Annotated in this window: 20 protein-coding genes and 2 tRNA genes; 15 read left to right on the top strand and 7 right to left on the bottom strand. The window is 50.5% G+C overall.

Features of this window, described 5'->3' with window-relative positions; genetic code table 11:
• Positions 1 to 78: 78 nt before the first annotated feature.
• Positions 79 to 1,164 carry an AI-2E family transporter gene (locus tag J0X00_RS09365; RefSeq protein ID WP_136486162.1) on the bottom strand — a complete coding sequence of 362 codons (1,086 nt, stop codon included), beginning with the start codon at positions 1,162 to 1,164 and terminating at the stop codon, positions 79 to 81.
• Positions 1,165 to 1,473: 309 nt separating this feature from the next.
• A complete protein-coding gene (hemL, locus tag J0X00_RS09360; protein WP_136486164.1) occupies positions 1,474 to 2,766 on the bottom strand; it encodes a glutamate-1-semialdehyde 2,1-aminomutase in 1,293 nt (430 codons plus the stop codon).
• Between the two features lie 269 nt (positions 2,767 to 3,035).
• Between hemL and erpA the strand changes: the two genes are divergently transcribed.
• Positions 3,036 to 3,377 carry an iron-sulfur cluster insertion protein ErpA gene (gene erpA, locus J0X00_RS09355; protein WP_136486166.1) on the top strand — a complete coding sequence of 114 codons (342 nt, stop codon included), beginning with the start codon at positions 3,036 to 3,038 and terminating at the stop codon, positions 3,375 to 3,377.
• A 168-nt stretch (positions 3,378 to 3,545) separates the two neighbouring features.
• Here erpA and J0X00_RS09350 read toward each other — a convergent pair whose 3' ends face one another.
• Positions 3,546 to 4,844 carry a peptidoglycan DD-metalloendopeptidase family protein gene (locus tag J0X00_RS09350; RefSeq protein ID WP_136486168.1) on the bottom strand — a complete coding sequence of 433 codons (1,299 nt, stop codon included), beginning with the start codon at positions 4,842 to 4,844 and terminating at the stop codon, positions 3,546 to 3,548.
• Positions 4,845 to 4,974: 130 nt separating this feature from the next.
• Between J0X00_RS09350 and tyrS the strand changes: the two genes are divergently transcribed.
• Positions 4,975 to 6,162 carry a tyrosine--tRNA ligase gene (gene tyrS / locus J0X00_RS09345; protein ID WP_136486170.1) on the top strand — a complete coding sequence of 396 codons (1,188 nt, stop codon included), beginning with the start codon at positions 4,975 to 4,977 and terminating at the stop codon, positions 6,160 to 6,162.
• A 184-nt stretch (positions 6,163 to 6,346) separates the two neighbouring features.
• Here tyrS and J0X00_RS09340 read toward each other — a convergent pair whose 3' ends face one another.
• The 3 genes from J0X00_RS09340 to J0X00_RS09330 form a co-directional block, all read right to left on the bottom strand.
• A complete protein-coding gene (locus J0X00_RS09340) occupies positions 6,347 to 6,778 on the bottom strand; it encodes a YbaN family protein (protein WP_282477964.1) in 432 nt (143 codons plus the stop codon).
• Positions 6,779 to 6,952: 174 nt separating this feature from the next.
• Complete coding sequence (gene dacB / locus J0X00_RS09335; RefSeq protein ID WP_282477963.1) at positions 6,953 to 8,395, bottom strand: serine-type D-Ala-D-Ala carboxypeptidase; 1,443 nt, start codon at positions 8,393 to 8,395, stop codon at positions 6,953 to 6,955.
• Between the two features lie 99 nt (positions 8,396 to 8,494).
• The gene (locus J0X00_RS09330) at positions 8,495 to 9,517 is read right to left on the bottom strand and encodes a porin (protein WP_282477962.1); all 1,023 of its coding nucleotides are present in this window, start codon (positions 9,515 to 9,517) and stop codon (positions 8,495 to 8,497) included.
• A 667-nt stretch (positions 9,518 to 10,184) separates the two neighbouring features.
• Here J0X00_RS09330 and greA point away from each other — a divergent pair.
• The gene (gene greA / locus J0X00_RS09325; protein WP_136486178.1) at positions 10,185 to 10,658 is read left to right on the top strand and encodes a transcription elongation factor GreA; all 474 of its coding nucleotides are present in this window, start codon (positions 10,185 to 10,187) and stop codon (positions 10,656 to 10,658) included.
• Positions 10,659 to 10,732: 74 nt separating this feature from the next.
• Here the strand turns inward: greA and yhbY are convergent, their stop codons facing one another.
• The gene (gene yhbY, locus J0X00_RS09320) at positions 10,733 to 11,029 is read right to left on the bottom strand and encodes a ribosome assembly RNA-binding protein YhbY (protein ID WP_004728967.1); all 297 of its coding nucleotides are present in this window, start codon (positions 11,027 to 11,029) and stop codon (positions 10,733 to 10,735) included.
• A gap of 119 nt (positions 11,030 to 11,148) precedes the next feature.
• Here yhbY and rlmE point away from each other — a divergent pair, with 119 nt between their 5' ends.
• The 12 genes from rlmE to truB all read left to right on the top strand — a co-directional run bounded on the left by rlmE (position 11,149) and on the right by truB (position 23,436).
• The gene (gene rlmE / locus J0X00_RS09315; protein ID WP_136486180.1) at positions 11,149 to 11,778 is read left to right on the top strand and encodes a 23S rRNA (uridine(2552)-2'-O)-methyltransferase RlmE; all 630 of its coding nucleotides are present in this window, start codon (positions 11,149 to 11,151) and stop codon (positions 11,776 to 11,778) included.
• Between the two features lie 99 nt (positions 11,779 to 11,877).
• Positions 11,878 to 13,830, top strand: a complete 1,953-nt coding sequence (gene ftsH / locus J0X00_RS09310; RefSeq protein WP_218562721.1) for an ATP-dependent zinc metalloprotease FtsH — start codon at positions 11,878 to 11,880, stop codon at positions 13,828 to 13,830.
• Between the two features lie 206 nt (positions 13,831 to 14,036).
• Positions 14,037 to 14,870 (top strand): dihydropteroate synthase, encoded by an 834-nt coding sequence (folP, locus tag J0X00_RS09305; protein WP_282477961.1) that lies wholly within the window; start codon positions 14,037 to 14,039, stop codon positions 14,868 to 14,870.
• A 22-nt stretch (positions 14,871 to 14,892) separates the two neighbouring features.
• Complete coding sequence (glmM, locus tag J0X00_RS09300) at positions 14,893 to 16,233, top strand: phosphoglucosamine mutase (protein ID WP_282477960.1); 1,341 nt, start codon at positions 14,893 to 14,895, stop codon at positions 16,231 to 16,233.
• A gap of 247 nt (positions 16,234 to 16,480) precedes the next feature.
• On the top strand, positions 16,481 to 16,822 hold the full coding sequence (secG, locus tag J0X00_RS09295) for a preprotein translocase subunit SecG (RefSeq protein ID WP_136486189.1): 342 nt from the start codon (positions 16,481 to 16,483) through the stop codon (positions 16,820 to 16,822).
• A 30-nt stretch (positions 16,823 to 16,852) separates the two neighbouring features.
• Positions 16,853 to 16,936 (top strand) — tRNA-Leu (locus J0X00_RS09290).
• Positions 16,937 to 16,989: 53 nt separating this feature from the next.
• A tRNA-Met gene (locus tag J0X00_RS09285) sits at positions 16,990 to 17,066 on the top strand.
• A 224-nt stretch (positions 17,067 to 17,290) separates the two neighbouring features.
• Positions 17,291 to 17,746, top strand: coding sequence for a ribosome maturation factor RimP (gene rimP / locus J0X00_RS09280; protein WP_136486191.1), 456 nt, complete (start codon positions 17,291 to 17,293; stop codon positions 17,744 to 17,746).
• A gap of 35 nt (positions 17,747 to 17,781) precedes the next feature.
• The gene (gene nusA / locus J0X00_RS09275; protein WP_136486193.1) at positions 17,782 to 19,269 is read left to right on the top strand and encodes a transcription termination factor NusA; all 1,488 of its coding nucleotides are present in this window, start codon (positions 17,782 to 17,784) and stop codon (positions 19,267 to 19,269) included.
• A gap of 24 nt (positions 19,270 to 19,293) precedes the next feature.
• On the top strand, positions 19,294 to 21,993 hold the full coding sequence (gene infB, locus J0X00_RS09270) for a translation initiation factor IF-2 (protein ID WP_136486195.1): 2,700 nt from the start codon (positions 19,294 to 19,296) through the stop codon (positions 21,991 to 21,993).
• Positions 21,994 to 22,090: 97 nt separating this feature from the next.
• The gene (gene rbfA / locus J0X00_RS09265) at positions 22,091 to 22,486 is read left to right on the top strand and encodes a 30S ribosome-binding factor RbfA (protein WP_136486198.1); all 396 of its coding nucleotides are present in this window, start codon (positions 22,091 to 22,093) and stop codon (positions 22,484 to 22,486) included.
• Entirely contained in the window at positions 22,486 to 23,436 is a 951-nt protein-coding gene (gene truB, locus J0X00_RS09260) for a tRNA pseudouridine(55) synthase TruB (RefSeq protein ID WP_218562723.1), read from the top strand. Before rbfA ends, truB begins: the two co-directional genes overlap by 1 nt.
• The last annotated feature ends 92 nt before the right edge of the window (positions 23,437 to 23,528 follow it).

Below are 23,528 nucleotides of genomic sequence, written 5' to 3'. Positions count from 1 at the left end.
GACTCGATACAAATTAGGGGGGCAGATTTTCGCATAATCCGCCCCGGGCTTGAAGTGCTTTATCCGCGCCAGGCGGTGTCAGCTGTTGTCCTGCTTGTTGAGAAAACTCTGGAACTCTTCTTCGTACATATTAAAAAACACGATGGTAATGGCAAAGATCAGCGGGCCGTAAATCAGGCCAATCAGACCAAATAGCTGGATGCCGCCTAGCAGGGAGAAGAAAATCAGCAGGGTGTTCATCCCGGCACTGCCTTGCATCAGCAGCGGCCGCAGCAGGTTATCAATTGAGCCGACCAGCGCCACGCTCCAGATACCCAGGAAGACAGCCCAGCCGGTATCGCCGGTGACAAACAGGTAGATGGTGGCGGGTATCCACACCAGTGCGGTACCGACCACCGGGATGAATGAGGCAAAACCCATCATGGTGCCCCAGAACAAACCAGGGAAACCGGCCAGCCACATGCCGATACCGCCGGCAAAGCCTTGCGCTATCGCGGTCAGAAATGAGCCCATCACCGCAGACTTGGACACCTGTTCTATCTGTTGCAACAGGCGGTCCTCCTGACTGCGTGACAGCGGAATAATGTGGCGCAGCGAGGCGATGATCTTGTCGTGGTCGCGCAGTAAAAAGAACAGCACAAACAGCATCAATAGAAAATCCATGATGAAAGAGGTGGCATCACCGAGAATTTTGGCGCTGATGCCAACCAGGTTGCTGCCGAACGTGGTGGCAAACTGGCCAACTTTCTGCGCGATTTGCTGCGGACTGATTTCATCAAACGGCAGATACTGATTGGTGATGGCCAATACTTTCACCACCAGTGGATGGTTGAATACGGTCTGAATGCCGCCGTGAGTGACCCATTGGTAAACATTCTGGGAAAATTTTGAGCCTTGCTGCACGATGGCGCCAAACACAAACAGCAGTGGAATGACTATGATGAAAGTGAGAATGACGCAGGACAGCAGTGAAGCCAGATTAGGATAAGATGGTAACTTAGATTCCATTTTCTCATGGATCGGAAACATGAGCAGCGAGATGATAAAGGCCATCATAATCGAGTTAACATAAGGCCTTATCAGCAGATAGCAGGCAAATGCGGTGGCCAGCAGGGCAACAATTAATACCCAGTGGCTGGAGGAGATCTTCAGTTTATCAGGCACAGTCGTGGTCCAGTTTGCTTCTTAATTAGGGTTATAATGGCTGTATTTCATACTCTTAGCAATGAGGAGTGCAGTATGGGGTGTTGCGATAATGAAACCGGGTGTAAATCTAAGCGTGCGCGTCGTTCGTTTCCCTGGCTGGGCGTGGTGGCGATAGTCCTTATCGTGCTGGTGGTGATGAACTGGCATTAAGGTTTGGGTATGACGGCCGGCTCGCAAGATGTCATCTCGGCAAGACAATAAAAAAGGCTGCCCAAGCAGCCTTTCAATTTAGGATCGGATGGCGATAGCACCATCACGTGAAGCGAATCAGCCTTGCTGGGCTAGTTCAGCAAAGCTGCGGTCAGCCGCTTCCAGCGTCGCTTCGATTTCTTTCGAACCGTGCGCCAGAGAGGTAAAGCTGGCCTCGAACGCTGAAGGTGCCAGATAAACACCGTGTTGCAGCATCAGGTGGAAGAATTTACGGAAACGTTCCACATCGCACTTGGCCACGTCTTCGTAGCAGGTCACCTGCTCCTGATCGGTAAAGAAGAAACCGAACATCCCGCCGACCTGGTGCACCAGCAGCGGGATACCGTGCTGCTGAGCCAGCTCTTTAAAGCCGTCTGCCAGTTGTTTGGTTTTGGCCGCCAGGCGCTTCTCGTTGCCTTCTTCTTTCAGCAGAGACAGACAGGCATAGCCGGCTGCCATGGCAATTGGGTTACCGGATAAAGTACCTGCCTGGTACACCGGACCGGTTGGTGCGACGTACTGCATCACCTCTTTACGACCACCAAATGCGCCCACCGGCATACCGCCGCCGATCACTTTACCCAGCGTCGTCAGGTCAGGTTTGATATTGTAGTGTGCCTGAGCTCCGCCCAGAGCAACACGGAAGCCGGTCATCACTTCGTCGAAAATCAGCAGCGCGCCTTCGTTGTCACAGATTTCGCGCAGGCCTTCATGGAAGCCTTCGACCGGCGGAATACAGTTCATGTTGCCCGCGACCGGTTCTACGATGATACAAGCGATTTCGCCCGGGTTGGCAGCAAACAGTTCACGCACTGAGTCCAGATCGTTGAAACGTGCTGTCAGGGTATATTTAGCAAAGTCTGCCGGAACACCCGGTGAGCTGGGCTGACCCAGTGTCAGAGCGCCTGAACCGGCTTTGACCAGCAGGCTGTCTGCGTGGCCGTGGTAGCAGCCTTCAAACTTAATGATCTTATCGCGCCCGGTGTAACCACGAGCAAGGCGAATTGCACTCATGGTCGCTTCCGTCCCCGAGTTCACCATACGCAGTTGTTCCATCGACGGGACCAGTTCAGAAACCAGTTCAGCCATGGCAATTTCCATCTCAGTCGGCGCGCCGAAGCTGAGTCCGCGGTGGGCGGCATTGACCACTGCATCACGAATCACAGCGTGGTTGTGACCAAGAATCATCGGACCCCATGAACCGACATAATCAATGTACGCTTTACCGTCAGCATCAAAGATAAACGCGCCATCTGCACGGTCGATAAACAGTGGTGAACCACCCACACCATTAAATGCGCGTACCGGCGAGTTGACGCCACCAGGAATTTTGCTTTGTGCCTTCTGATAAAGATCTTCTGATTTGGTCATGGATAGTTCCTCTTGATGATTGCTCGGACCAATTTGGTCTGCATTGTACGCCGATGAGACGCGAGACGAAATCTTTTCGCTTAATTTCTCTGGCACCGGCTTAGCTGAGCTGGGCCGTTTGTGTACCTGAGTGGGGCGAAATGGCGGCTAATACTTGAACGGATAAGTCAGGTATTAGATAATCATCGCTATAGCTAAATTACACTGACCTGTCGCCAGGGGATTTTTTCCTGAGCGAACGGGCACTGACACGACTGAGAGAGGTCATCGTGAGCGAAGTAAATGTACCATTATCCTTTTCGGATGCGGCAGCAACACGAGTAAAAGCTCTGATTGCGGAAGAAGAAAACCCGGCGCTGAAACTGCGTGTCTACATCACTGGTGGCGGCTGCAGTGGTTTCCAGTACGGTTTTACCTTTGATGAAAACGTCAATGACGGTGATACCGAGATCGTTAACAGCGGTGTGACCCTGGTGGTAGATCCGATGAGCCTGCAATACCTGATTGGCGGCATCGTTGATTACACCGAAGGTCTGGAAGGCTCGCGTTTCTTTGTCAACAACCCGAATGCGACCACAACTTGTGGTTGTGGAGCCTCTTTCAGCGTCTGATCCTGACCGCACGTGTCTTACTGACCACAGCGTTTTCCGGAACGCATGGTGCTGGTGCGAATTGGTGCTTGGTGCGAATTTGGCGACAACCGATAATAAAAATCAGCCGCGGCTGATTTTTTTATTTGCACTGCACGCTGTTCTGCCCCGCATGAGCGTACAGCGTGGTTAGTTTTTGGCGTACAGCAACTCACTATAGCGGTTTAAATTTTTGAGGCGAATTTTGGCGTTAGCGATAAAGGTCTCTTTGGCTTTACCATTCAGCGATTTGGATTGTGGCAAATCAACGGTACGCGGATTCTTATGCACGCCATTGACCAGGAACTCATAGTGTAAGTGAGGACCGGTAACCCGGCCGGTGCCACCCAGAGTTCCGATGACCTGACCCTGTTTGACTCGCTGACCGGTTTTGACGGTACGTCGTGTCAGGTGCAGATACTTGGTGATATAGGTGTTGCTGTGACGGATAAACACATAGTTACCGTTGAACTGGTTGTAGCTCGACTTCTCAACAATACCATCACCGGCGGCCCAAATCGGTGTGCCGACCGGAGCGGCGTAGTCAGTGCCGCGGTGTGGACGAACCTGACCGGTCACCGGATGCAGGCGACGTGGGTTGAAGTTGGAAGAAACGCGGCGAAAATCAAGTGGTGAGCGCAGGAAGGCTTTCTTCATCGCCCGTCCGGTCTCATCGTAGTAGTTACCGGTATTGTCATCGAGAATAGCGGTGAAAGTGGTGCCCTGGTTAGTGAACATGGCGGCAATAATGTTGCCCCGTCCAATCACTTCGCCTTCGACCACTTTTTCCTGAAACAGCAGCTTAAAGGTATCGCCGGCACGGATATCGAGGGCAAAGTCGATGTCCCAGCCAAAAATTCCGGCCAGTTCCATGATCTGGTTTGCCGTCAGGCCCGCTCCGACTGCCGCATTCCAGAAGTTGGAGCTGATCTCGGCCTGAGAATAGTTGTACTGATAAACAATCTCTTTTTTATCAAAGCTCGAGGTGTAATCAGTACCGGATTCCGTTTTGGTGACCACGAAAGTTTCTTCAGCACTGATGCGTCGCTTGAGCTGAATCAGTTCATTATTTTCATCAAAGCCAAATTGTAAGCGGTCGCCCGGACGCAGGCGAGACAACTGACTATTGATTTCATCGTTGCTGGAGGTCAGGGCATACAGTTGACGTGAAGACAGCCCCAGGCGCTGGAACAGCACGGCGGCGCTTTCGCCCGGATTGACCACATGGGTTTCCCAACGCAGTAAAGTGGTCGGCAGAATAGTCGCGCCAGGCGACAAGGCTTCGCTGTCGATCGCCAATGGGTAATGGCGGCCGACTTGCAGCCGTTCTGAATCGTCTCTCAGATCTTCCGGATTTGGCAAAAAAAACAGTGCAGTGACGATCAAGGCACTGAACAGGGCGATGAGTGCCCGGTGCATCCATGGAAGTCGAGCAAAAATAGCAAGCATACTCGGGTTCGTTCAATGATTAATTAACAAAAACGCTAGTTCGTTAGTCTAACTGGTTTCAAAATGCATCGCTATTCAAGTAATATGTCAAACTATTAAATTTTTGCCAAATCTGTGGGAGTGAACAAGAATGGCGAGTATTGAAGCCGCTTTAGCTGAGATTAAGCGTGGTGTTGAAGAGCTGATTCCGGAAGAAGAGCTGATTGCCAAATTGAAAGAAGGCCGTCCTCTGCGTATCAAACTGGGCGCGGATCCAACAGCGCCGGACATTCACCTTGGTCACACGGTGATCCTCAACAAACTGCGTGCATTCCAGGATCTGGGCCATCAGGTGACGTTCCTGATCGGTGACTTTACCGGTATGGTCGGTGACCCGACTGGTAAGAACACCACTCGTCCGCCTCTGACCCGTGAAGATGTACTGCGTAACGCAGAGACTTACAAGCAGCAGGTATTTAAGATCCTCGATCCACAAAAGACCACGATTCAGTTTAACTCTGAATGGCTGTCTGAACTGGGCGCAGAAGGCATGATTCGCCTGGCGGCCAACCAGACTGTTGCGCGTATGCTTGAGCGTGATGATTTCAAAAAGCGTTACAACAATGGTCAGCCTATCGCGATTCATGAATTCATGTATCCACTCCTGCAGGGTTATGATTCAGTGGCGATGGAAACTGACGTAGAGCTGGGTGGTACCGACCAGAAATTCAACCTGCTGATGGGACGTGAGCTGCAAAAAGCCAACGGTCAGAAGCCTCAGGTGGTGTTGATGATGCCGCTGCTGGTTGGTCTGGACGGTGAGAAGAAGATGTCTAAGTCAGCCAACAACTATATTGGTGTGGCTGATGCGCCAAGCGAGATGTTTGGTAAGATCATGTCGATCTCTGATGATCTGATGTGGAGCTACTACGAGCTGCTGTCATTCCGTCCACTGGAAGAGCTGGCGCAGTTTAAAGCTGATGTAGCGAATGGTAAAAACCCACGTGATGTGAAAATCCTGCTGGCGAAAGAGATCATTGCCCGTTTCCATACCGAAGCGGACGCAGATGCGGCAGAACAAGAGTTCATCAACCGCTTCCAAAAAGGTGCGATGCCGGATGAGATGCCAGAGTTTGAATTTGACGCAGGTATCGCGATTGCCAACCTGCTGAAAGAAGCGGGCCTGGTCGGTTCGACGTCGGATGCTCTGCGTATGATCAAGCAGGGTGCTGCGAAACAGGACGGCGAGAAAATCGAAGACGCCAAACTGATTCCGGCTGCTGGCACGGCAGTGTACCAGGTTGGTAAACGTAAGTTTGCCCGAGTCACCGTCAAGTAACCGCGTACACCACCGGTTAGCCGAGAGACCGGCAATCTTTGCTGCTTTCGCTGCCGTTTCGTGACATGTGAAGCAAAAAGCTACCAGTAGCACAAAAGCAACAAGCGCCGCTCAGGCGCTTTTTTTATGCGCAGGTTATATGCACGCCGCATCTTTTTTGCGTTGAAAGGGGATAATCACCGGGTTATAACGGATTATCTGGTTCCGCAGAGGCGGAATCGGGATCCGGCTGGTAAGTTTTAAGACGCAGAATAAACCAGGTTTCAAACACCAGCAGCGCGATGATGGCATATTGCCAGTGAGTGCCCTGAGCCACGAAGTACCATACCGAACCCATTGAAAGCCAGATTAACAGCAGAGACTGCACTTTCTCGGTGCGGGTAAAGCCGCGACCATAATAGAGACGTGTCGCCAGCGGCCCCAGCTGTTTGTGCTGTAATAGCCAGCTCTGGAATTTGGGTGACGACACACCAAAACAGTACAGCGCCAAGAGCAGGAAAGGTACTGTCGGCAACAGCGGCACTGTTGCTCCAATAAGACCGAGAATGACACAGGTCATACCGACGCAATGATAGCCTTTGCGCTTGATGCGACTCATGGGGCGCGGCTGATGCATAATCCCTCCTGCTAACCTGCATGATGCGGGTTGTTCGTCCTGATTGGGGCTTTCATTCTCATCAGTATCGGAGTCGGTCAGCGTGTTGTCGAGTCTGAAGTGCATATCCGCACAGGTTTTAGTCTGCTCATTTTCTGGTTACTGCATATGTTCGGGTGACGGAATGTTTTCTGATTACGGCGCATTGGAGGTTTTGTGCTCGCTATTAATTAGCGCGCGGTAAAACTCATTTTCAAAGCGGGTGATCGGCGCCTCTTCAGCGCTGTCACTGTCACGCTGGTTGGGAAAGTAATCAGTGACGTACTGGATAAACAGTGTATCAGGCTGACCTTTATCATTCAGAGCGAAGCCCATCATATTATAGGTTCCGTACAGTGAGCCGCTTTTGGCACGAATGTGGCCGCGAATGTTATCGCTGCGCATACTGCGGCGGTATTTAAGCGTCCCGCTTTCTCCGGCAACCGGCAGCATGGCCAGCACGCCCAGTTTGGCGTCATTCTGCCACAGATAGTGCAGGATCTGGCGCATGGTGTCGAGCCGGATGCGGTTGTTACGTGATAATCCCGAGCCGTCAACGAGCTGGGCATCCTGCAGAGAAATACCGGTGCGGCTGAAGATAATCTGCTTAATCGCCTCGGTACCGTTACTGAAACTGCCGGGCTGCAGGAAAAAACGTCGTCCGAGCGTTTTGGTCACAGTATCGGCAATCAGGTTATCCGATTTTTTCAGCATCTTGTCCAGCAGCTCCGCCAGTGGTGCCGAGCGATGGATGGCCACCTGCTGGCTCGGCGCATCTTGTGGCAGACTACCGATACGAATTTCACCATGCAGAGTGATGCCGAGCTGATTGAGCAGGGCGTAAACACGACGTTTAAGGTAGAGCTCAGTGTTCTGCACGGCAAACTTGAGTGGCATAGGCTGCTTACGCTGCGCCAGACAGCCGGACAGATGGTAGGCATTATCCATCCCGGCATTCAGTTCCAGATCGCAATGCTCACTTTTCTGCTGCACCTTGCTGACGCTGCGAGCATTGGTCGTGACCTGTACCGGATAGTGTTTGGGGACGACCACCCGGGTTGCGCCGTCCGCCTGAGTATAGATAGAAGCCTGAATGCAGTTTCCATCCAGGTTCATGGCACTGGCCGGCGCGCTGTAGCAGACCCCGGTAATATCCCAGGGCCAGCCGACTGCGCGTTCGTAACCGTTAAAGGCGCTGTTATCCAGCCATAGATCGCCATCGATGTCTTTGCCCTGTTTATCACGTAACTGGGTCAGCAGTTGCGTTAAGTCTTCGCTGCTCAGGGTCGGGTCGCCGGAGAAGATCACTGCCGTGCCCGCGCGGCTGCTGCGCAGTTCGGTCTCAAAGCGAAAATCAGGCCCCAGCTCAAGTAGCGCCGCCAGTGCGGTGACCACTTTCAGAGTGCTGGCCGGCGGGAAATAGTCGCCGGTCTGCTGGACTAAACGCGGCTGCGACGCCGATAAAGGTTGGATCAGTAACCCGGTTCGGGCTCCCGAAGGAAGCAGGTCAGTGGCTGCAGGAGTGGCCATTACGGCCGGCATCAGCAGAGAGGCACACAGCAGGCTGACTAACCGTCTGGCGCAATGAGAAAAATACATGGTACTTGATGGCTGAGCAAGTGATGGGGTGAGTATAGCGGGATAAAAAAACGCCTGCTAGTCAGCAGGCGTTGGTAGATTGACCGGTTATTGTCAAAATTAGAAGTCGTAACGCAGACCCAGGCCAACTTCGTCTTCTGAATCAGCTTTTGATGCAGTGGTGCCAGGTGCAGTCGTGTCGCCTTCGTCGATCATGTTGAAGTTGTAAGAAACCCAAGCGCGGAAGTTTGGCTTGAAGAAGTACGCGGTTTCAAACGCCAGGTTATCAACGGCAGTATCGTTTTCGTTTTCTGCGTTGTTGTACGCTGCAGTGAACACGGTCTGACCCAGAGTGTACGCGGCTGCCAGCTCGTAGCCTGTGTAGTCTTGAGTCGAGTTGTCGGTAGCGCTTGCTTGTTTCTCACCATCAGTGAATACACCCGCAAAGTAGAAATCAGCGATGGTGTAAGAGGCTGCCAGCATGTACTCGTTCGCTTCATCTTGCTCTGCGTAACCAGCACCGGCAGTGAAGCCAGTATCACCGAATGCATAGATAGCAGACAGTGAGTAGCCGTCTTGGTCATTATCGTTGTAATCACCAGAAGCACCATTATCGCGGTCAGCGAAGCGGTAAGAACCACGCAGTGCCAGATCATCAAACTGGCCTTTGTATGCCAGCATGTTGTCAGTGCGGTCAGCAACTTTCAGTTTGTCTGCCGCTGTGTTACCTGCGATACCTGAGAAGATATCGGTAAAGTCTGTGATTACACCCAGTGAACCTTCGGTTTTACCGTAAGAAACCAGACCGAAGTTACCACCCAGACCGGCGTACGCCAGACGAGTTGTGATGTCTGTACCTTCGCTTTCGCCGTCGTCGCCGTAGAAACCGCCGTCATCGTTAGTTTTCAGCTCAGCTTCGTAGAAACCCAGGCCGTACAGACTGTCATTGATCGCCGTTTTACCCGCGATGTGTACACGTACGCGTGACGCATCGTCGCCTTTGCCGTCTTTCAGTGACAGACGACCTTCGATACGGCCACCGATGTCCAGAGAAGTACCATCCTGGTTGTAAAGTTCAGCTGCTTGAGCGCCTGAAGCGATAGCTACAGTTGACACTGCAAGTGCAATCAGAGTCTTTTTCATTTTATTAAGTCCTAATTTACTGTCCATAAATCATTATTAGTGTCGCATCACGATGCTGCCCGTGTGCGTTTAATCCCTAGCATTACTGATTCCGAATCTGAGCGTTGTCCGGGTAATTCAATACGTTAGAAATCGTGAGGTTAGTTTTACCCTCAAAGTTCCTTAATGAGTTAGTAAAATGATATAAATCCCGCTTATGAACAGTGTTTTATTTAAATTGGTAAAAAATCAAGTCTATGATTTTAAATGATTTTTGTCTATTTTTATACTTAATTGCACATCATGGTAAGACGGGCATCTTTATAAGTTTTTAGCTGTTTTAGGCGATTTTCTAAACCGGAGAAGTGTGCAGGGGATCACGCCATGCAACAGGTTTGGTGCCTAATCGCAATTTCTCTAACCGACACTTGAATTTGGATGATTTCGCCCGCATGTTTGTTTACACTAAATGCAACGAATTCATCGAGTACTACCTAATCCAGTGATACGGGTTGGGTAGTTTTGTATTGTCCAAAGAATGCCCTTCTTATTTGAAGTTACAGGACAGGCCTTTTGATTGAATAATACTATCCTTAATCAGGGCACAGCTATGCACGGATTGAGGCGTAAAGGCTGTCTGGCAGTGACAATGATGTCTTTGGGCATATCTATGGCATAGAGGTATAAAATGGAAAAAGTTCCAATGACTGTACGTGGCGCTCAGCTGCTGCGTGATGAACTGGATAGATTGCTGAAACTGCGTCCGAAGATTTCTGAAGCAATTGCAGAAGCTCGTGAACTGGGCGATCTGAAAGAAAATGCTGAATATCATGCCGCTCGTGAAGAGCAGGGCATCTGTGAAGCGCAGATCCGTGATATCGAGTTTAAGTTGTCTGTTGCTCAGGTGATTGATGTCACTAAAATGGATAACAGCGGTAAAATCATTTTTGGTTCGACCGTGACTCTGATTGATGTCGATACGGATGCAGAGAAAACCTACCAGATCGTTGGTGAAGACGAAGCGGATATTAAAGCTGGCCGTATCTCGGTGAGCTCTCCGATTGCGCGTGGCCTGATCGGTAAGATGGAAGGTGATGAAGTTACCATCGTGACCCCGGGTGGCGAGAAAGTATTTGAAATCGATCGCGTAGATTACGTGTAAGCGATTCAAATTACTGAGTTTAAAAAGCAAAAAGGTCGCATCATGCGACCTTTTTGTAATCTTAAGTAACGAAATTACTTACGTGGTAGTTCGATTTTACGTTGCTCAGAAGGACGGAAAAGAACCAGTACTTTACCAATAACCTGTACTTTTTCTGCTCCGGTTTCACGAACAATAGCATCCACAATCAGATGTTTTGTCTCGCGATCTTCCGATACCACTTTCACTTTGATCAGTTCGTGGTGATCAAGCGCAATTTCGATTTCCGCCAAAACAGCTTCAGTCAGTCCGTTACCACCCATCAGCACAACCGGCTTAAGGTTGTGTGCTAAGGCTTTGAGATGCTGTTTTTGTTTGTTGCTTAGGTTCATTACGCGCCCAATTTTCTTTAATATTAGGGTTGAAAAACGACATTTTAACGCCATCTATCATGGAAGACTATATTTTCTACCATACTTTCTCAGATAGAGGCTGCTTAGTTAGGAATCGAATGAGTAAACAGAAGCATTCGGCGAGCTCAGGCCGCTGGTTGAAAGAACATTTTGACGATAAATACGTTAATGAAGCCAAGAAGAAAGGTTACCGTTCTCGTGCTATCTTCAAAATTGAAGAGATTCAGAATAAAGACAAACTGTTACAGTCTGGGATGACCGTGGTTGACCTCGGCGCGGCTCCGGGAGGCTGGTCACAGTATGCCGCTGGTATCGTTGGCGAGGAAGGGCAGGTGATCGCCTGTGACATTCTGCCGATGGACTCGATTGCCGGTGTGGCCTTTTTGCAGGGCGACTTCCGGGAAGAGTCGGTACTGGATGCACTACTGGAGCGGATCCAACCGGACATGGTTGACGTAGTAATGTCTGACATGGCGCCTAACATGGCCGGAAACCAGTCCGTTGACCAGCCACGCGCTATGTATCTGGTCGAATTAGCATTAGATATGTGTCGACAAGTTCTTGCACCTAATGGTAGTTTTGTGGTCAAAGTGTTTCAGGGCGAAGGTTTTGACCAGTATGTTAAAGATGTACGCAGTCTGTTCAAAGCGGTCAAAATCCGTAAACCTGATTCTTCAAGGGCACGTTCCCGCGAAGTGTATATCGTCGCTACCGGTTACAAAGGTTAACGATTTAACCCAGGCTGGCGAAAGTTAACACTATGGCTACAGCCAGAAAACTGTAGTACCCTACCTTTAATTACAACTAGTTATCGCGAGGCTTACACCTTGAGTGATATGGCAAAAAATTTAATTCTGTGGCTTGTGATTGCTGTCGTATTAATGTCTGTTTTCCAGAGCTTTGGCCCGGGCGACAGTAACGGCAGATCAGTCGATTACACCACATTTGTACAGGAAGTTGGCCAAGGTCAGATTCAGGAAGCGCAGTTTAAGGACAGCGAAATTACCTTTACCCGTCGTGGTGGTAGTACACGTTATGTCACTTACATGCCAGTGTATGACCAGAAGCTGCTTGATGACCTGATTAACCAGAACGTAAAAGTTCAGGGTACGCCTCCGGAAGAGCAAAGCCTGCTTGGCACTATCTTCATCTCCTGGTTCCCAATGATTCTGCTAATCGGTGTGTGGATTTTCTTCATGCGTCAGATGCAGGGCGGCGGCGGCAAAGGCGCTATGTCCTTTGGTAAGAGTAAAGCCCGCATGATGAGCGAAGAGCAGATCAAAACCACCTTCGGTGATGTGGCTGGCTGTGATGAAGCGAAAGAAGATGTTAAAGAGCTGGTGGATTATCTGCGTGATCCGAGCCGCTTCCAGAAGTTGGGTGGTAAAATTCCGACCGGCGTACTGATGGTGGGTCCTCCGGGTACCGGTAAAACCTTGCTGGCTAAAGCGATTGCTGGTGAAGCGAAAGTTCCGTTCTTTACGATTTCCGGCTCTGATTTTGTGGAAATGTTCGTTGGTGTAGGGGCATCCCGTGTCCGTGACATGTTCGAGCAAGCCAAAAAAGCGGCGCCATGTATCATCTTTATTGATGAAATCGATGCTGTCGGTCGCCAGCGTGGTGCTGGTGTGGGTGGTGGTCACGATGAACGTGAGCAAACTCTGAACCAGATGCTGGTGGAAATGGATGGTTTTGAAGGTAACGAAGGGATCATCGTTATCGCCGCAACCAACCGTCCGGATGTACTCGACCCTGCGCTGCTGCGTCCTGGTCGTTTTGACCGCCAGGTTGTGGTGGGGCTGCCGGATGTGCGCGGCCGTGAACAAATTCTGAAAGTACACATGCGTAAAGTTCCTCTGGCCGGTGATGTTGAGCCATCCCTGATTGCACGCGGTACGCCGGGTTTCTCAGGTGCAGATCTGGCTAACCTGGTCAACGAGGCTGCTCTGTTTGCTGCCCGTGGTAACAAACGCAATGTGTCTATGGTTGAGTTTGAACTGGCGAAAGACAAAATCATGATGGGTGCCGAGCGCCGCTCCATGGTGATGTCGGAAGAGGTCAAGGAATCAACCGCGTATCACGAAGCGGGTCACGCTATTGTTGGGCGCATGGTACCTGAGCACGATCCGGTTTATAAAGTGTCGATTATTCCGCGTGGCCGTGCATTGGGTGTGACCATGTATCTGCCGGAGCAAGATCGCATCAGTATGTCGAAGCAACATCTTGAATCGATGATCTCCAGTCTGTACGGTGGTCGTCTGGCTGAAGAGCTGATTTACGGTGTCGATAAAGTATCGACCGGCGCCTCGAATGATATCGAGCGTGCCACCGACATCGCCCGTAAGATGGTAACTCAGTGGGGCTTCTCGGAAAAACTGGGTCCTATGCTGTATGCAGAAGACGAAGGTGAAGTGTTCCTGGGGCGTAGTGTTACGCAGACCAAGCATATGTCTGATGACACCGCCAAGCTTATCGATGATGAAGTGCGCAAGCTGATCGATCGTAACTACGAACGCGCGCGTAAAATTCTGGTTGAAAATATGGACATCATGCATGCAATGAAAGATGCACTGATGAAATATGAAACCATTGATGCAGGCCAGATTGATGATCTGATGGCACGTAAGAGTGACATTCGTGAACCAGCTGGTTGGGGTGACCGCAGTCAGCCTGCGCAGGAAGAAGCGCCGGCGAAAGCCGAACCTGTTGCGCAAGAGTCTCAGCCAGGCACTGAAGAGCAAGGCTCAGATCAGTCTGCAGATAAAAAAGACGCAGAATAACTCCTCTATTAAAACAAAACCCCGACTTGCTCGGGGTTTTCTGTTTCCTAAATCGACGTTTTTTATGCTACAAAGCGTGACAACCAACGCCTTCCGTGTCGCAGCGCTTTTGGCTGCAGATGCCGTGTGCTTAATCAGGCGGTACGGGCAGCGCCTAGTGCAACGTCTGATTTTGTGTTTGATGTAAGATTAGTTGATAGTGATTTATGAAAATACAAACCGCAACCAAACAACTGGAACTTGATCGCCCGCATGTGATGGGCATTCTTAATACCACGCCGGACTCTTTTTCCGACGGGGGCAGCTATACCACGCTGGAGACGGCGATGGAACGCGCTGAGAAAATGATTGCGGCGGGCGTCACTATCATTGACATCGGTGGCGAATCCACCCGTCCGGGAGCACCGGAAGTGACCCTGGAAGATGAACTGCAACGTGTTATTCCTATCGTCGCGGCAATCCGCGCGAAATTCCCGCAAGTGTGGATTTCAGTCGATACCAGTAAGGCCGAGGTAATGCGCCAATCGGTCGCGGCTGGTGCTGATTTGATCAATGATGTCCGTTCCCTGACGGAGCCGGGCGCTTTACAAGTCGCGGCTGAGGCGAATGTGCCGGTATGTATCATGCACATGAAAGGCCAGCCGAAGACCATGCAGCAGGACCCGCAATACGATGATCTGATGCAGGAAGTCGAACAGTTCCTGGCTGAACGTATGGCGGCGTGTGAAGCGGCCGGTATTCAGCGCGACAACATCATCCTCGACCCCGGATTTGGCTTTGGCAAATCGGTTGAACACAATTATCATCTGCTGGCGCATTTGGAACAGTTCCACCGTTTCGGGCTGCCTATCCTGGCGGGGATGTCACGCAAATCTATGATTTTTAAATTGCTTGATAAAAAGCCTGCCCAATGTGTGGTTGGCAGTGTCACTTGTGCTTCGATAGCCGCCCTGAAAGGGGCGCACATCATCCGTGTCCATGACGTGGAGGAAACGCTGGAAGCCATGACCATTATCAACGCAATGAATAGCAACCGCTAATTATAAAAACAAAGGAATAAACATGTCTGATACAAGGCGTTATTTTGGTACGGATGGCGTACGTGGCAAGGTTGGCCAATACCCGATTACCCCGGATTTTGTGTTAAAACTGGGCTGGGCTGCTGGCCGTGTATTGGCACAACAAGGCACTAAGAAAGTTATTATCGGTAAAGATACCCGTATTTCTGGTTACATGCTGGAGTCGGCGCTCGAAGCCGGCCTGGCAGCGGCAGGCTTAAAGGCAATCTTCACCGGTCCGATGCCGACCCCGGCGGTGGCCTATCTGACTCAGACTTTCCGTGCTGAGGCCGGCATTGTGATTTCTGCCTCGCATAACCCGTATTATGATAACGGCATCAAGTTCTTCTCATCCCAAGGCACTAAGCTGCCGGATGAGGTTGAGCTGGCGATTGAAGCTGAGCTCGACAAGCAGATTGAGTGTGTCGAATCGGCTGAACTGGGTAAGGCGTCACGTTTGGTGGATGCTGCCGGCCGTTATATCGAGTTCTGTAAGAGTACTTTCCCGACCAAACTGAGCCTGGCGGGATTAAAAATTGTCGTCGACTGTGCCCACGGTGCAACCTATCACATCGCACCAAGCGTATTCCGTGAGCTGGGTGCTGACGTCATCGCCATGGGGGTTGAACCGGATGGTCTTAACATCAACGACCAAGTGGGAGCGACTGATGTACGTGCGTTGCAGCAGCGTGTGCTGGACGAAAAAGCTCATCTGGGGCTGGCGTTCGATGGTGACGGTGATCGCCTGATCATGGTGGATGAACTGGGCAACAAGGTCGATGGTGACCAGATTGCTTACATCATTGCCCGTGATGCACTGCGCCGTGGTGAACTAAAAGGTGGTGTGGTCGGTACCCTGATGACGAATCTGGGGATGGAAAACGGCCTCAAACAGCTCGGTATCCCATTTGTGCGTGCGGCGGTCGGTGACCGTTACGTGATGGAGAAACTGCTTGAAAAAGGTTGGTTGATTGGCGCTGAAAACTCGGGTCATATCATTTTGCTGGATAAAGTGACCACAGGTGATGCTATTGTTGCTGCACTGCAGGTACTGGCTTCGGTGGTCGGCAGTGACATGAGCCTGAATGAGCTGGCGCAGGGCATGACATTGTACCCGCAAGTCCTGGAAAACGTGCGCTTCAGTGGTGACACTAACCCGCTTGAAGCAGAAGCTGTGCTGGCTTCGGTCAAGCAGGTGGAGGCGGAACTGGGTGATAAAGGCCGGGTGTTACTGCGTAAATCAGGTACAGAGCCTTTGATTCGGGTCATGGTTGAAGGTGAAGACGCCGCTCTGGTGAAAGCTTCGGCTCTGCGTATTGCCGAGGCGGTGAAAGTGAATTGCTGATCGGCTTGAGCCCGGATGACTAGTGCATTGAAAATGGACAGGAATTCAGGCCAATTTGGTGGAATTTGTGCTTTGGCCCTTTTTTGACCGTTTGATTCATAAAGTGCGCTTTTTTCGCAAATTCCACTTGTCAGCCTAACTTGCATTGGTTAGTATGGCGTCCGCCTCTGATGAGGAGGTCGCTAGCCTTGTTCAAGCGAATGATTGAACGGCGCTGGCTCAACAATTTGGAACATAGGTGGAAGTAATGTTTACAGTTCTACTTGTGATTTACCTGTTGGCAGCGGTTGGTATCATTGGCCTGGTGTTGATTCAACAAGGTAAAGGCGCAGATATGGGAGCCTCTTTCGGTGCTGGTGCATCAAACACTGTGTTTGGCGCGAGCGGCTCAGGTAACTTCCTAACCCGAATGACTGCAATTTTTGCAACCGTATTTTTTATTATCAGCCTAGTGCTGGGCAATATGTCTACGCACAAAGTCGAATCACAATGGGTTGACCCGTCGCAAGGTCAGGTGATTCAGCAGCAGCCAGCTGATAATACAGTGAGTGAAACTCCGGCCGAAGGCGGCGACGAGATTCCTCACTAAGCTTATCAACGAAGATAAGCCTCAGGTTATGCCGAGATGGTGAAATTGGTAGACACACTAGCATGAGGTGCTAGCGCCCTAGGTGTGAGGGTTCGAGTCCCTCTCTCGGCACCATATTTACAAACTTGTAAATCACTATGTAGCGCGTATAATTGCTACAAGTCGGACGCGGGGTGGAGCAGCTTGGTAGCTCGTCGGGCTCATAACCCGAAGGTCGTCGGTTCAAATCCGGCCCCCGCAACCATTTTCCTGCTCAGTTTGTTTGGAACGACAGGTTAATGCAGCAAGTTTGGCAGTGCGAACCTCACTGCAGTTGAGAAGCAATTCTCAATTTATCAGGGTCCAGCAACAAAAAACCCCGACTTTCGGGGTTTTTTGTTATCTGAATTTCTCCAAGATGAAATTCAGATACTTGCTTGGAATTTAAATTGGGCTCTATGCCCTTTTTTTGTTTCTGGAGTGGTTTAAATGACTGGTTTAGAAAGACAACTTACTGAAATGCTTGAAGCTCCAGTTGTTGCATCAGGTTATGAGTTAGTTGGATTAGAATTTGTTCGTGCAGGACAGCACTCAACGTTACGTATCTATATTGATCACGAGAACGGTATTACCGTTGATGACTGCGCAGAAGTGAGTCGTCAAGTGAGTGCCGTGCTGGATGTGGAAGATCCGATTTCAGTGGTTTACAACCTTGAAGTTTCTTCACCAGGTTTAGAAAGACCACTCTTTACCGCAGCACATTACGAGCAATTTAAAGGCCACGAGGTCAGCATCGTATTGAAAATGGCAGTGGGTAACCGTCGTAAGTGGAAAGGAGAAATCCTGGGCGCCGATGGTGAGACCATTAATGTCAAAGTTGACGGGCAAGAAGAACACTTTGCGCTGAGCAACATTGCGAAAGCTAACCTGATCCCTAAATTTTAGTTCTCCTAGAGAAAAAGGCTTAAGAGGCTATAACAATGAGTAAAGAAATTTTAGCGGTTGTTGAAGCGGTTTCTAACGAGAAAGCGGTACCTCGTGAGCGTATTTTTGAAGCGCTTGAAATTGCTCTTGCGACGTCAACAAAGAAAAAATACGAAATCGAGATTGACGTGCGCGTTGCCATCGACCGTAAAACCGGTGAATTCGAAACTTTCCGTCGCTGGTTAGTGGTTGACGAAGTCGAAACTCCAACCAAAGAGATTTCTCTGGAAGCGGCGCAATACGACGACGAATCTGTCGAGCTGGGTGATTTCATTGAAGATCAGATTGAGTCTGTGACCTTTGACCGTATCACCACTCAAACTGCCAAACAGGTTATCGTACAGAAAGTACGTGAAGCTGAACGTGCACAAATTGTAGAACAGTTCATCGACAACGAAGGTGAGCTGATTACAGGCGTGGTTAAGAAAGTCAACCGCGACACTGTTATTATGGATCTGGGTAACAACGCGGAAGCGGTCATTCTGCGTGAAGACCAACTGCCACGTGAAAACTTCCGCCCAGGCGACCGCGTGCGTGGTCTGCTGTACAAAGTGGCACCAGAAGCGCGTGGCTTCCAGCTGTTTATTACCCGTTCTAAGCCAGAAATGCTGGCTGAGCTGTTCCGTGTTGAAGTACCAGAAATCGGCGAAGAGCTGATTGAACTGAAAGGTGCAGCACGCGATCCGGGTTCACGTGCCAAGATTGCCGTGAAAACCAATGACAAGCGTATCGACCCTGTGGGTGCGTGTGTGGGTATGCGTGGTGCACGTGTTCAGGCTGTTTCTGGTGAATTGGGCGGCGAGCGTATCGATATCGTGCTTTGGGATGATAACCCGGCGCAATTCGTGATCAACGCTATGGCGCCTGCTGATGTGGCTTCTATCATCGTTGATGAAGATGCGCACTCAATGGATATCGCCGTTGAAGCAGACAACCTGGCACAGGCTATCGGCCGTAACGGTCAGAACGTACGTCTGGCTTCTCAGCTGACTGGCTGGGAACTGAACGTAATGACAGTGGCTGACCTGCAGAAGAAACACCAGGAAGAGTCCATGGCTTCTATCGAGAACTTCATGAAGTATCTGGATATTGAGCAGGACTTTGCCGAAATGCTGGTTGAAGAAGGTTTCTCTACACTAGAAGAAATCGCTTACGTACCGGTTAATGAGCTGCTGGAAATCGACGGCCTGGATGAAGATCTGGTTGAAGAGCTGCGCAGCCGTGCGAAAGAGTCACTGACGACTATCGCACTGACACAAGAAGAGTCGTACGACGGTCTTGAGCCGGCAGAAGATCTGCTGGCACTGGAAGGTCTGGAACGTGAATTAGCGTTCAAACTGGCAGCTAAAGGTGTGGTAACACTGGAAGATCTGGCCGATCAGGGTATTGATGACCTTGAAGGTATTGACGGCCTGACCGAAGAACGTGCGGGCGAATTAATTATGGCGGCTCGCAACATTTGTTGGTTTGGCGAAGACGCATAATTTTCAGCAAGGGGAGGTAGCGGCATGACACAAGTTACAGTTAAAGCACTGAGTGAAGAAATTGGTACTCCAGTTGACCGCTTATTAGAACAACTTGCTGACGCTGGCATGAAAAAATCAGGTTCAGACAGCGTAACTGAGGACGAGAAGCAGAAGCTTCTCTCCCATCTGCGCAAGGAGCATGGCGACAGTTCTGAATCAGAACCAACCCGTTTAACACTCCAGCGCAAGACCCGCAGCACACTAAGCGTAAATGCCGGTGGCGGTAAAAGTAAGAATGTTCAGGTTGAAGTGCGCAAAAAACGTACGTATGTTAAGCGCAGTACAATTGATGATGCGTCACGTGAAGCTGAAGAAGCAGCACAACGTGAAGCAGAAGAACAAGTGAAACGCGAAGCTGAAGAAGCGCTGAAACGTGAGGCGGAACAAAAAGCCAAACTGGAAGCGGAAGAAAAGGCTAAGCGCGAAGCGGAAGAAAAAGCGAAACGCGCCGCTGAGGAAAAAGCACAGCGTGAAGCACAAGCAGCAAAACGCGAACGTTCTGCAGAAGATAAATCCAAGCAAGAAGCAGCGCTAAAAGAGGCCGAAGCACTGAAACGTCGCCAGGAAGAAGAAGCGAAACGTAAGGCTGAAGAGGAAAGTAGCCGTCAGCTTGAAAAAGCACGCGAATTGGCCGAAATCAATAAAGAGCGTTGGTCTGCTGAAGAAGAGAAAAAGGGTGATATGCAAGAAGAAACAGATTACCACGTAACGACTTCAACCTACGCTCGTGAAGCCGAGGATGAAGCAGACCGTCGTGAAGAAGGGTCAACTCGTCGTTCGACTAAAGCGAACAAGCGTAAAATGTCGTCTCGTGATGACAAGCAAGAACGCAACTCGCGTCCACGTGGTGGAAAAGCAGGCCGTAAAGGTCGCATCAGCAAACCGTCATCAATGCAACACGGCTTCGACAAGAGCGCTGTGGTAGCTAAATCTGATGTGGTTATCGGTGAGACTATCGTCCTGTCTGAACTGGCTCAAAAGATGTCAGTGAAGTCGAGTGAAGTGATCAAAGCGATGATGAAGATGGGTGCGATGGCAACCATCAACCAGGTTATCGATCAGGAAACCGCACAGCTGGTTGCTGAAGAGATGGGGCACAAGGTTATCCTGCGTAAAGAGAATGAGCTTGAAGAAGCCATTATGTCTGATCGCGATGATGCGTTTGAAGCAGTGCCACGTGCACCGGTTGTGACCATCATGGGTCACGTTGACCACGGTAAAACGTCAACGCTGGACTACATTCGTCGTACCCACGTGGCATCAGGTGAAGCGGGTGGTATTACCCAGCACATCGGTGCTTACCACGTAGAAACTGAAAACGGTATGATTACCTTCCTGGATACTCCTGGACACGCAGCGTTTACCGCAATGCGTGCTCGTGGTGCTCAGGCAACGGATATCGTGGTACTGGTTGTGGCAGCGGACGATGGTGTAATGCCACAGACTGTAGAAGCGATTCAGCACGCGAAAGCCGCGGGTGTACCGCTGATTATCGCGGTCAACAAGATCGATAAAGAAGCGGCTAACCCGGACAACGTGAAAAACGAACTGGCTGCGTATGATGTTATTCCTGAGGAATGGGGCGGCGAGAATATCTTCGTTCACATTTCAGCAAAACAGGGCACTAACATTGATGCACTGCTGGAGTCTATCCTGCTGCAAGCGGAAGTTCTTGAACTGACTGCAGTCAAAGAAGGTATGGCATCAGGCGTTGTGGTTGAATCCTTCCTGGATAAAGGCCGCGGTCCGGTCGCGACTGTTCTGGTTCAGTCTGGTACTCTGAACAAAGGCGACATCGTACTTTGTGGTCAGGAATACGGTCGTGTTCGTGCAATGCGCGACGAAGTCGGTAACGAAGTTGAGCATGCGGGTCCGTCTATTCCGGTAGAAATTCTGGGTCTGTCTGGCGTTCCGTCAGCGGGTGACGAAGCGACTGTCGTTCGTGACGAGCGTAAAGCACGTGAAGTAGCGAACTACCGTCAGGGTAAATTCCGTGAAGTGAAACTGGCTCGTCAGCAGAAATCTAAACTGGAAAACATGTTCTCGAACATGACTGCCGGTGATGTGGCTGAGCTGAACATCGTACTGAAAGCAGACGTACAAGGTTCTGTGGAAGCGATCGCTGACTCACTGGTGAAACTGTCAACTGACGAAGTGAAAGTCAACATCGTGGGTTCTGGTGTCGGTGGTATTACCGAAACTGACGCCGTACTGGCAGCGGCTTCTAATGCTATCGTCGTCGGCTTTAACGTACGTGCCGATGCATCAGCACGCCGTGCGATTGATGCTGAAAACATTGACCTGCGTTACTACTCAATCATCTACCAGTTGATTGACGAAGTGAAGCAAGCGATGAGCGGTATGCTGGCGCCGGAATTCAAGCAGGAAATCATTGGTCTTGCTGAAGTTCGTGACGTGTTCAAGTCTCCGAAACTGGGTGCAATCGCAGGTTGTATGGTGACGGAAGGTGTGATCAAACGTCACAACCCAATCCGCGTTCTGCGTGATAACGTGGTTATCTACGAAGGTGAGCTGGAATCACTGCGTCGCTTTAAAGATGACGTGGCTGAAGTTAAGAACGGTTACGAGTGTGGTATCGGCGTTAAGAACTACAACGACGTTCGCGTCGGCGACCAGATCGAAGTGTTCGAAATCGTTGAAATTCAGCGTACCATCGACTAATCAACTAAAATTGCATTATCGGCAAGTTTAGGTTGTTGAATACACCATGGGGGGCTGGGAAAACCATCCCCCCATTCTTTCATTAGTGAGAAACAATATGCCAAAAGAATTCAGCCGTACTCAACGTGTGGCACAGCAATTACAAAAAGAATTAGCGATGATTCTGCAACGCGAAGTGCGTGACTCCCGCCTGGGCATGGTCACCATTTCTGACGTTGAAGTTTCCCGTGATCTGGCGTATGCCAAAGTGTTTGTGACCTTCTTGTGTGTGGGTGAGCAAACGCCTGAGTCGTGCCTGAATGCTCTGCGTGAGCATGAAGTGCACATTCGCATGATGCTGGGTAAACGCATTCGTCTGCGTCTGACTCCGGAAATCCGCTTTCACTATGACAATACCTTAGTTGAAGGTATGCGCATGTCGAATCTGGTCACTGAAGTGGTCAATAACGACAAAAGCAAACAGAAAGATGCGGGTCGCGAGGACGAAGAGTAATGGCGCGTCGTCGTAAAGGCCGAGCGATAAACGGTGTCCTGTTACTGGATAAAGCAACGGGCATGTCATCGAACGACATTTTACAAAAAGTGAAGCGTTTGTTTTTCGCCGAGAAGGCCGGTCATACCGGAGCTCTGGACCCGTTAGCAACGGGTATGTTGCCGATTTGTCTTGGGGAAGCGACTAAGTTTTCCCAGTTCCTGCTCGACTCCGATAAGCGTTATCGCGTGATTGCCAAACTGGGCCAGCGTACTGATACGTCTGACTCGGATGGTGAAGTGGTGCAAACCCGCGCGGTGAATGTCGACCATGATACGCTGCTGGCTAAGATTGAATCTTTCCGTGGTGAAACCGATCAGGTACCGTCGATGTTTTCGGCGCTCAAATATCAGGGCCGCCCGTTGTACGAGTATGCCCGTAAAGGGATTGATGTACCGCGCGAAGCGCGCAAAATCACCGTTTACGATATCGTTCTGCACCGTTTTGAAGGCGATGAAGTGGAAATGGAAGTGCACTGTTCTAAGGGGACTTACATCCGCACCATCGTCGATGACCTGGGTGAGATGCTCGGCTGTGGCGCCCATGTGACCATGCTGCGTCGTACCGGTGTGGCTCACTATCCTTACCAGAATATGGTGACTCTGGAAGAGCTTAATGCGCTGGTTGAGCAGGCGCATCGCGAAGAGCGCTCTCCGTACGAGGCTCTGGATGCGTTATTGCTGCCGATGGATACCGCGGTGGAAGACCTGCCGGAAGTGAATCTGATCCCCGAACTGATGCACATGGTGCAGCATGGTCAGGCGGTGCAGATTTTCGGCGCGCCGGAACAGGGTTACGTGCGTTTGACCGGCGGGGACGAGAAGTTGTTTCTCGGCGTCGGTGAGATGAACGATGATGGGAAGATCGCACCAAAACGCTTAGTGGTATACCGCGAGGATTCCGCGCAGTAAGCGTGTTTTGATCTTGTGCAGGCGCGAATTATTCCCTATAATTCGCGCTCCTCGTGTCGGCTGAATCAGAGATTGGCGACACAACTATAAAC

Source organism: Vibrio sp. ABG19 (assembly GCF_029962385.1).
GTDB lineage: Bacteria > Pseudomonadota > Gammaproteobacteria > Enterobacterales > Vibrionaceae > Vibrio > Vibrio ostreae.
This window is presented reverse-complemented; position numbering and strand designations above follow the sequence as displayed.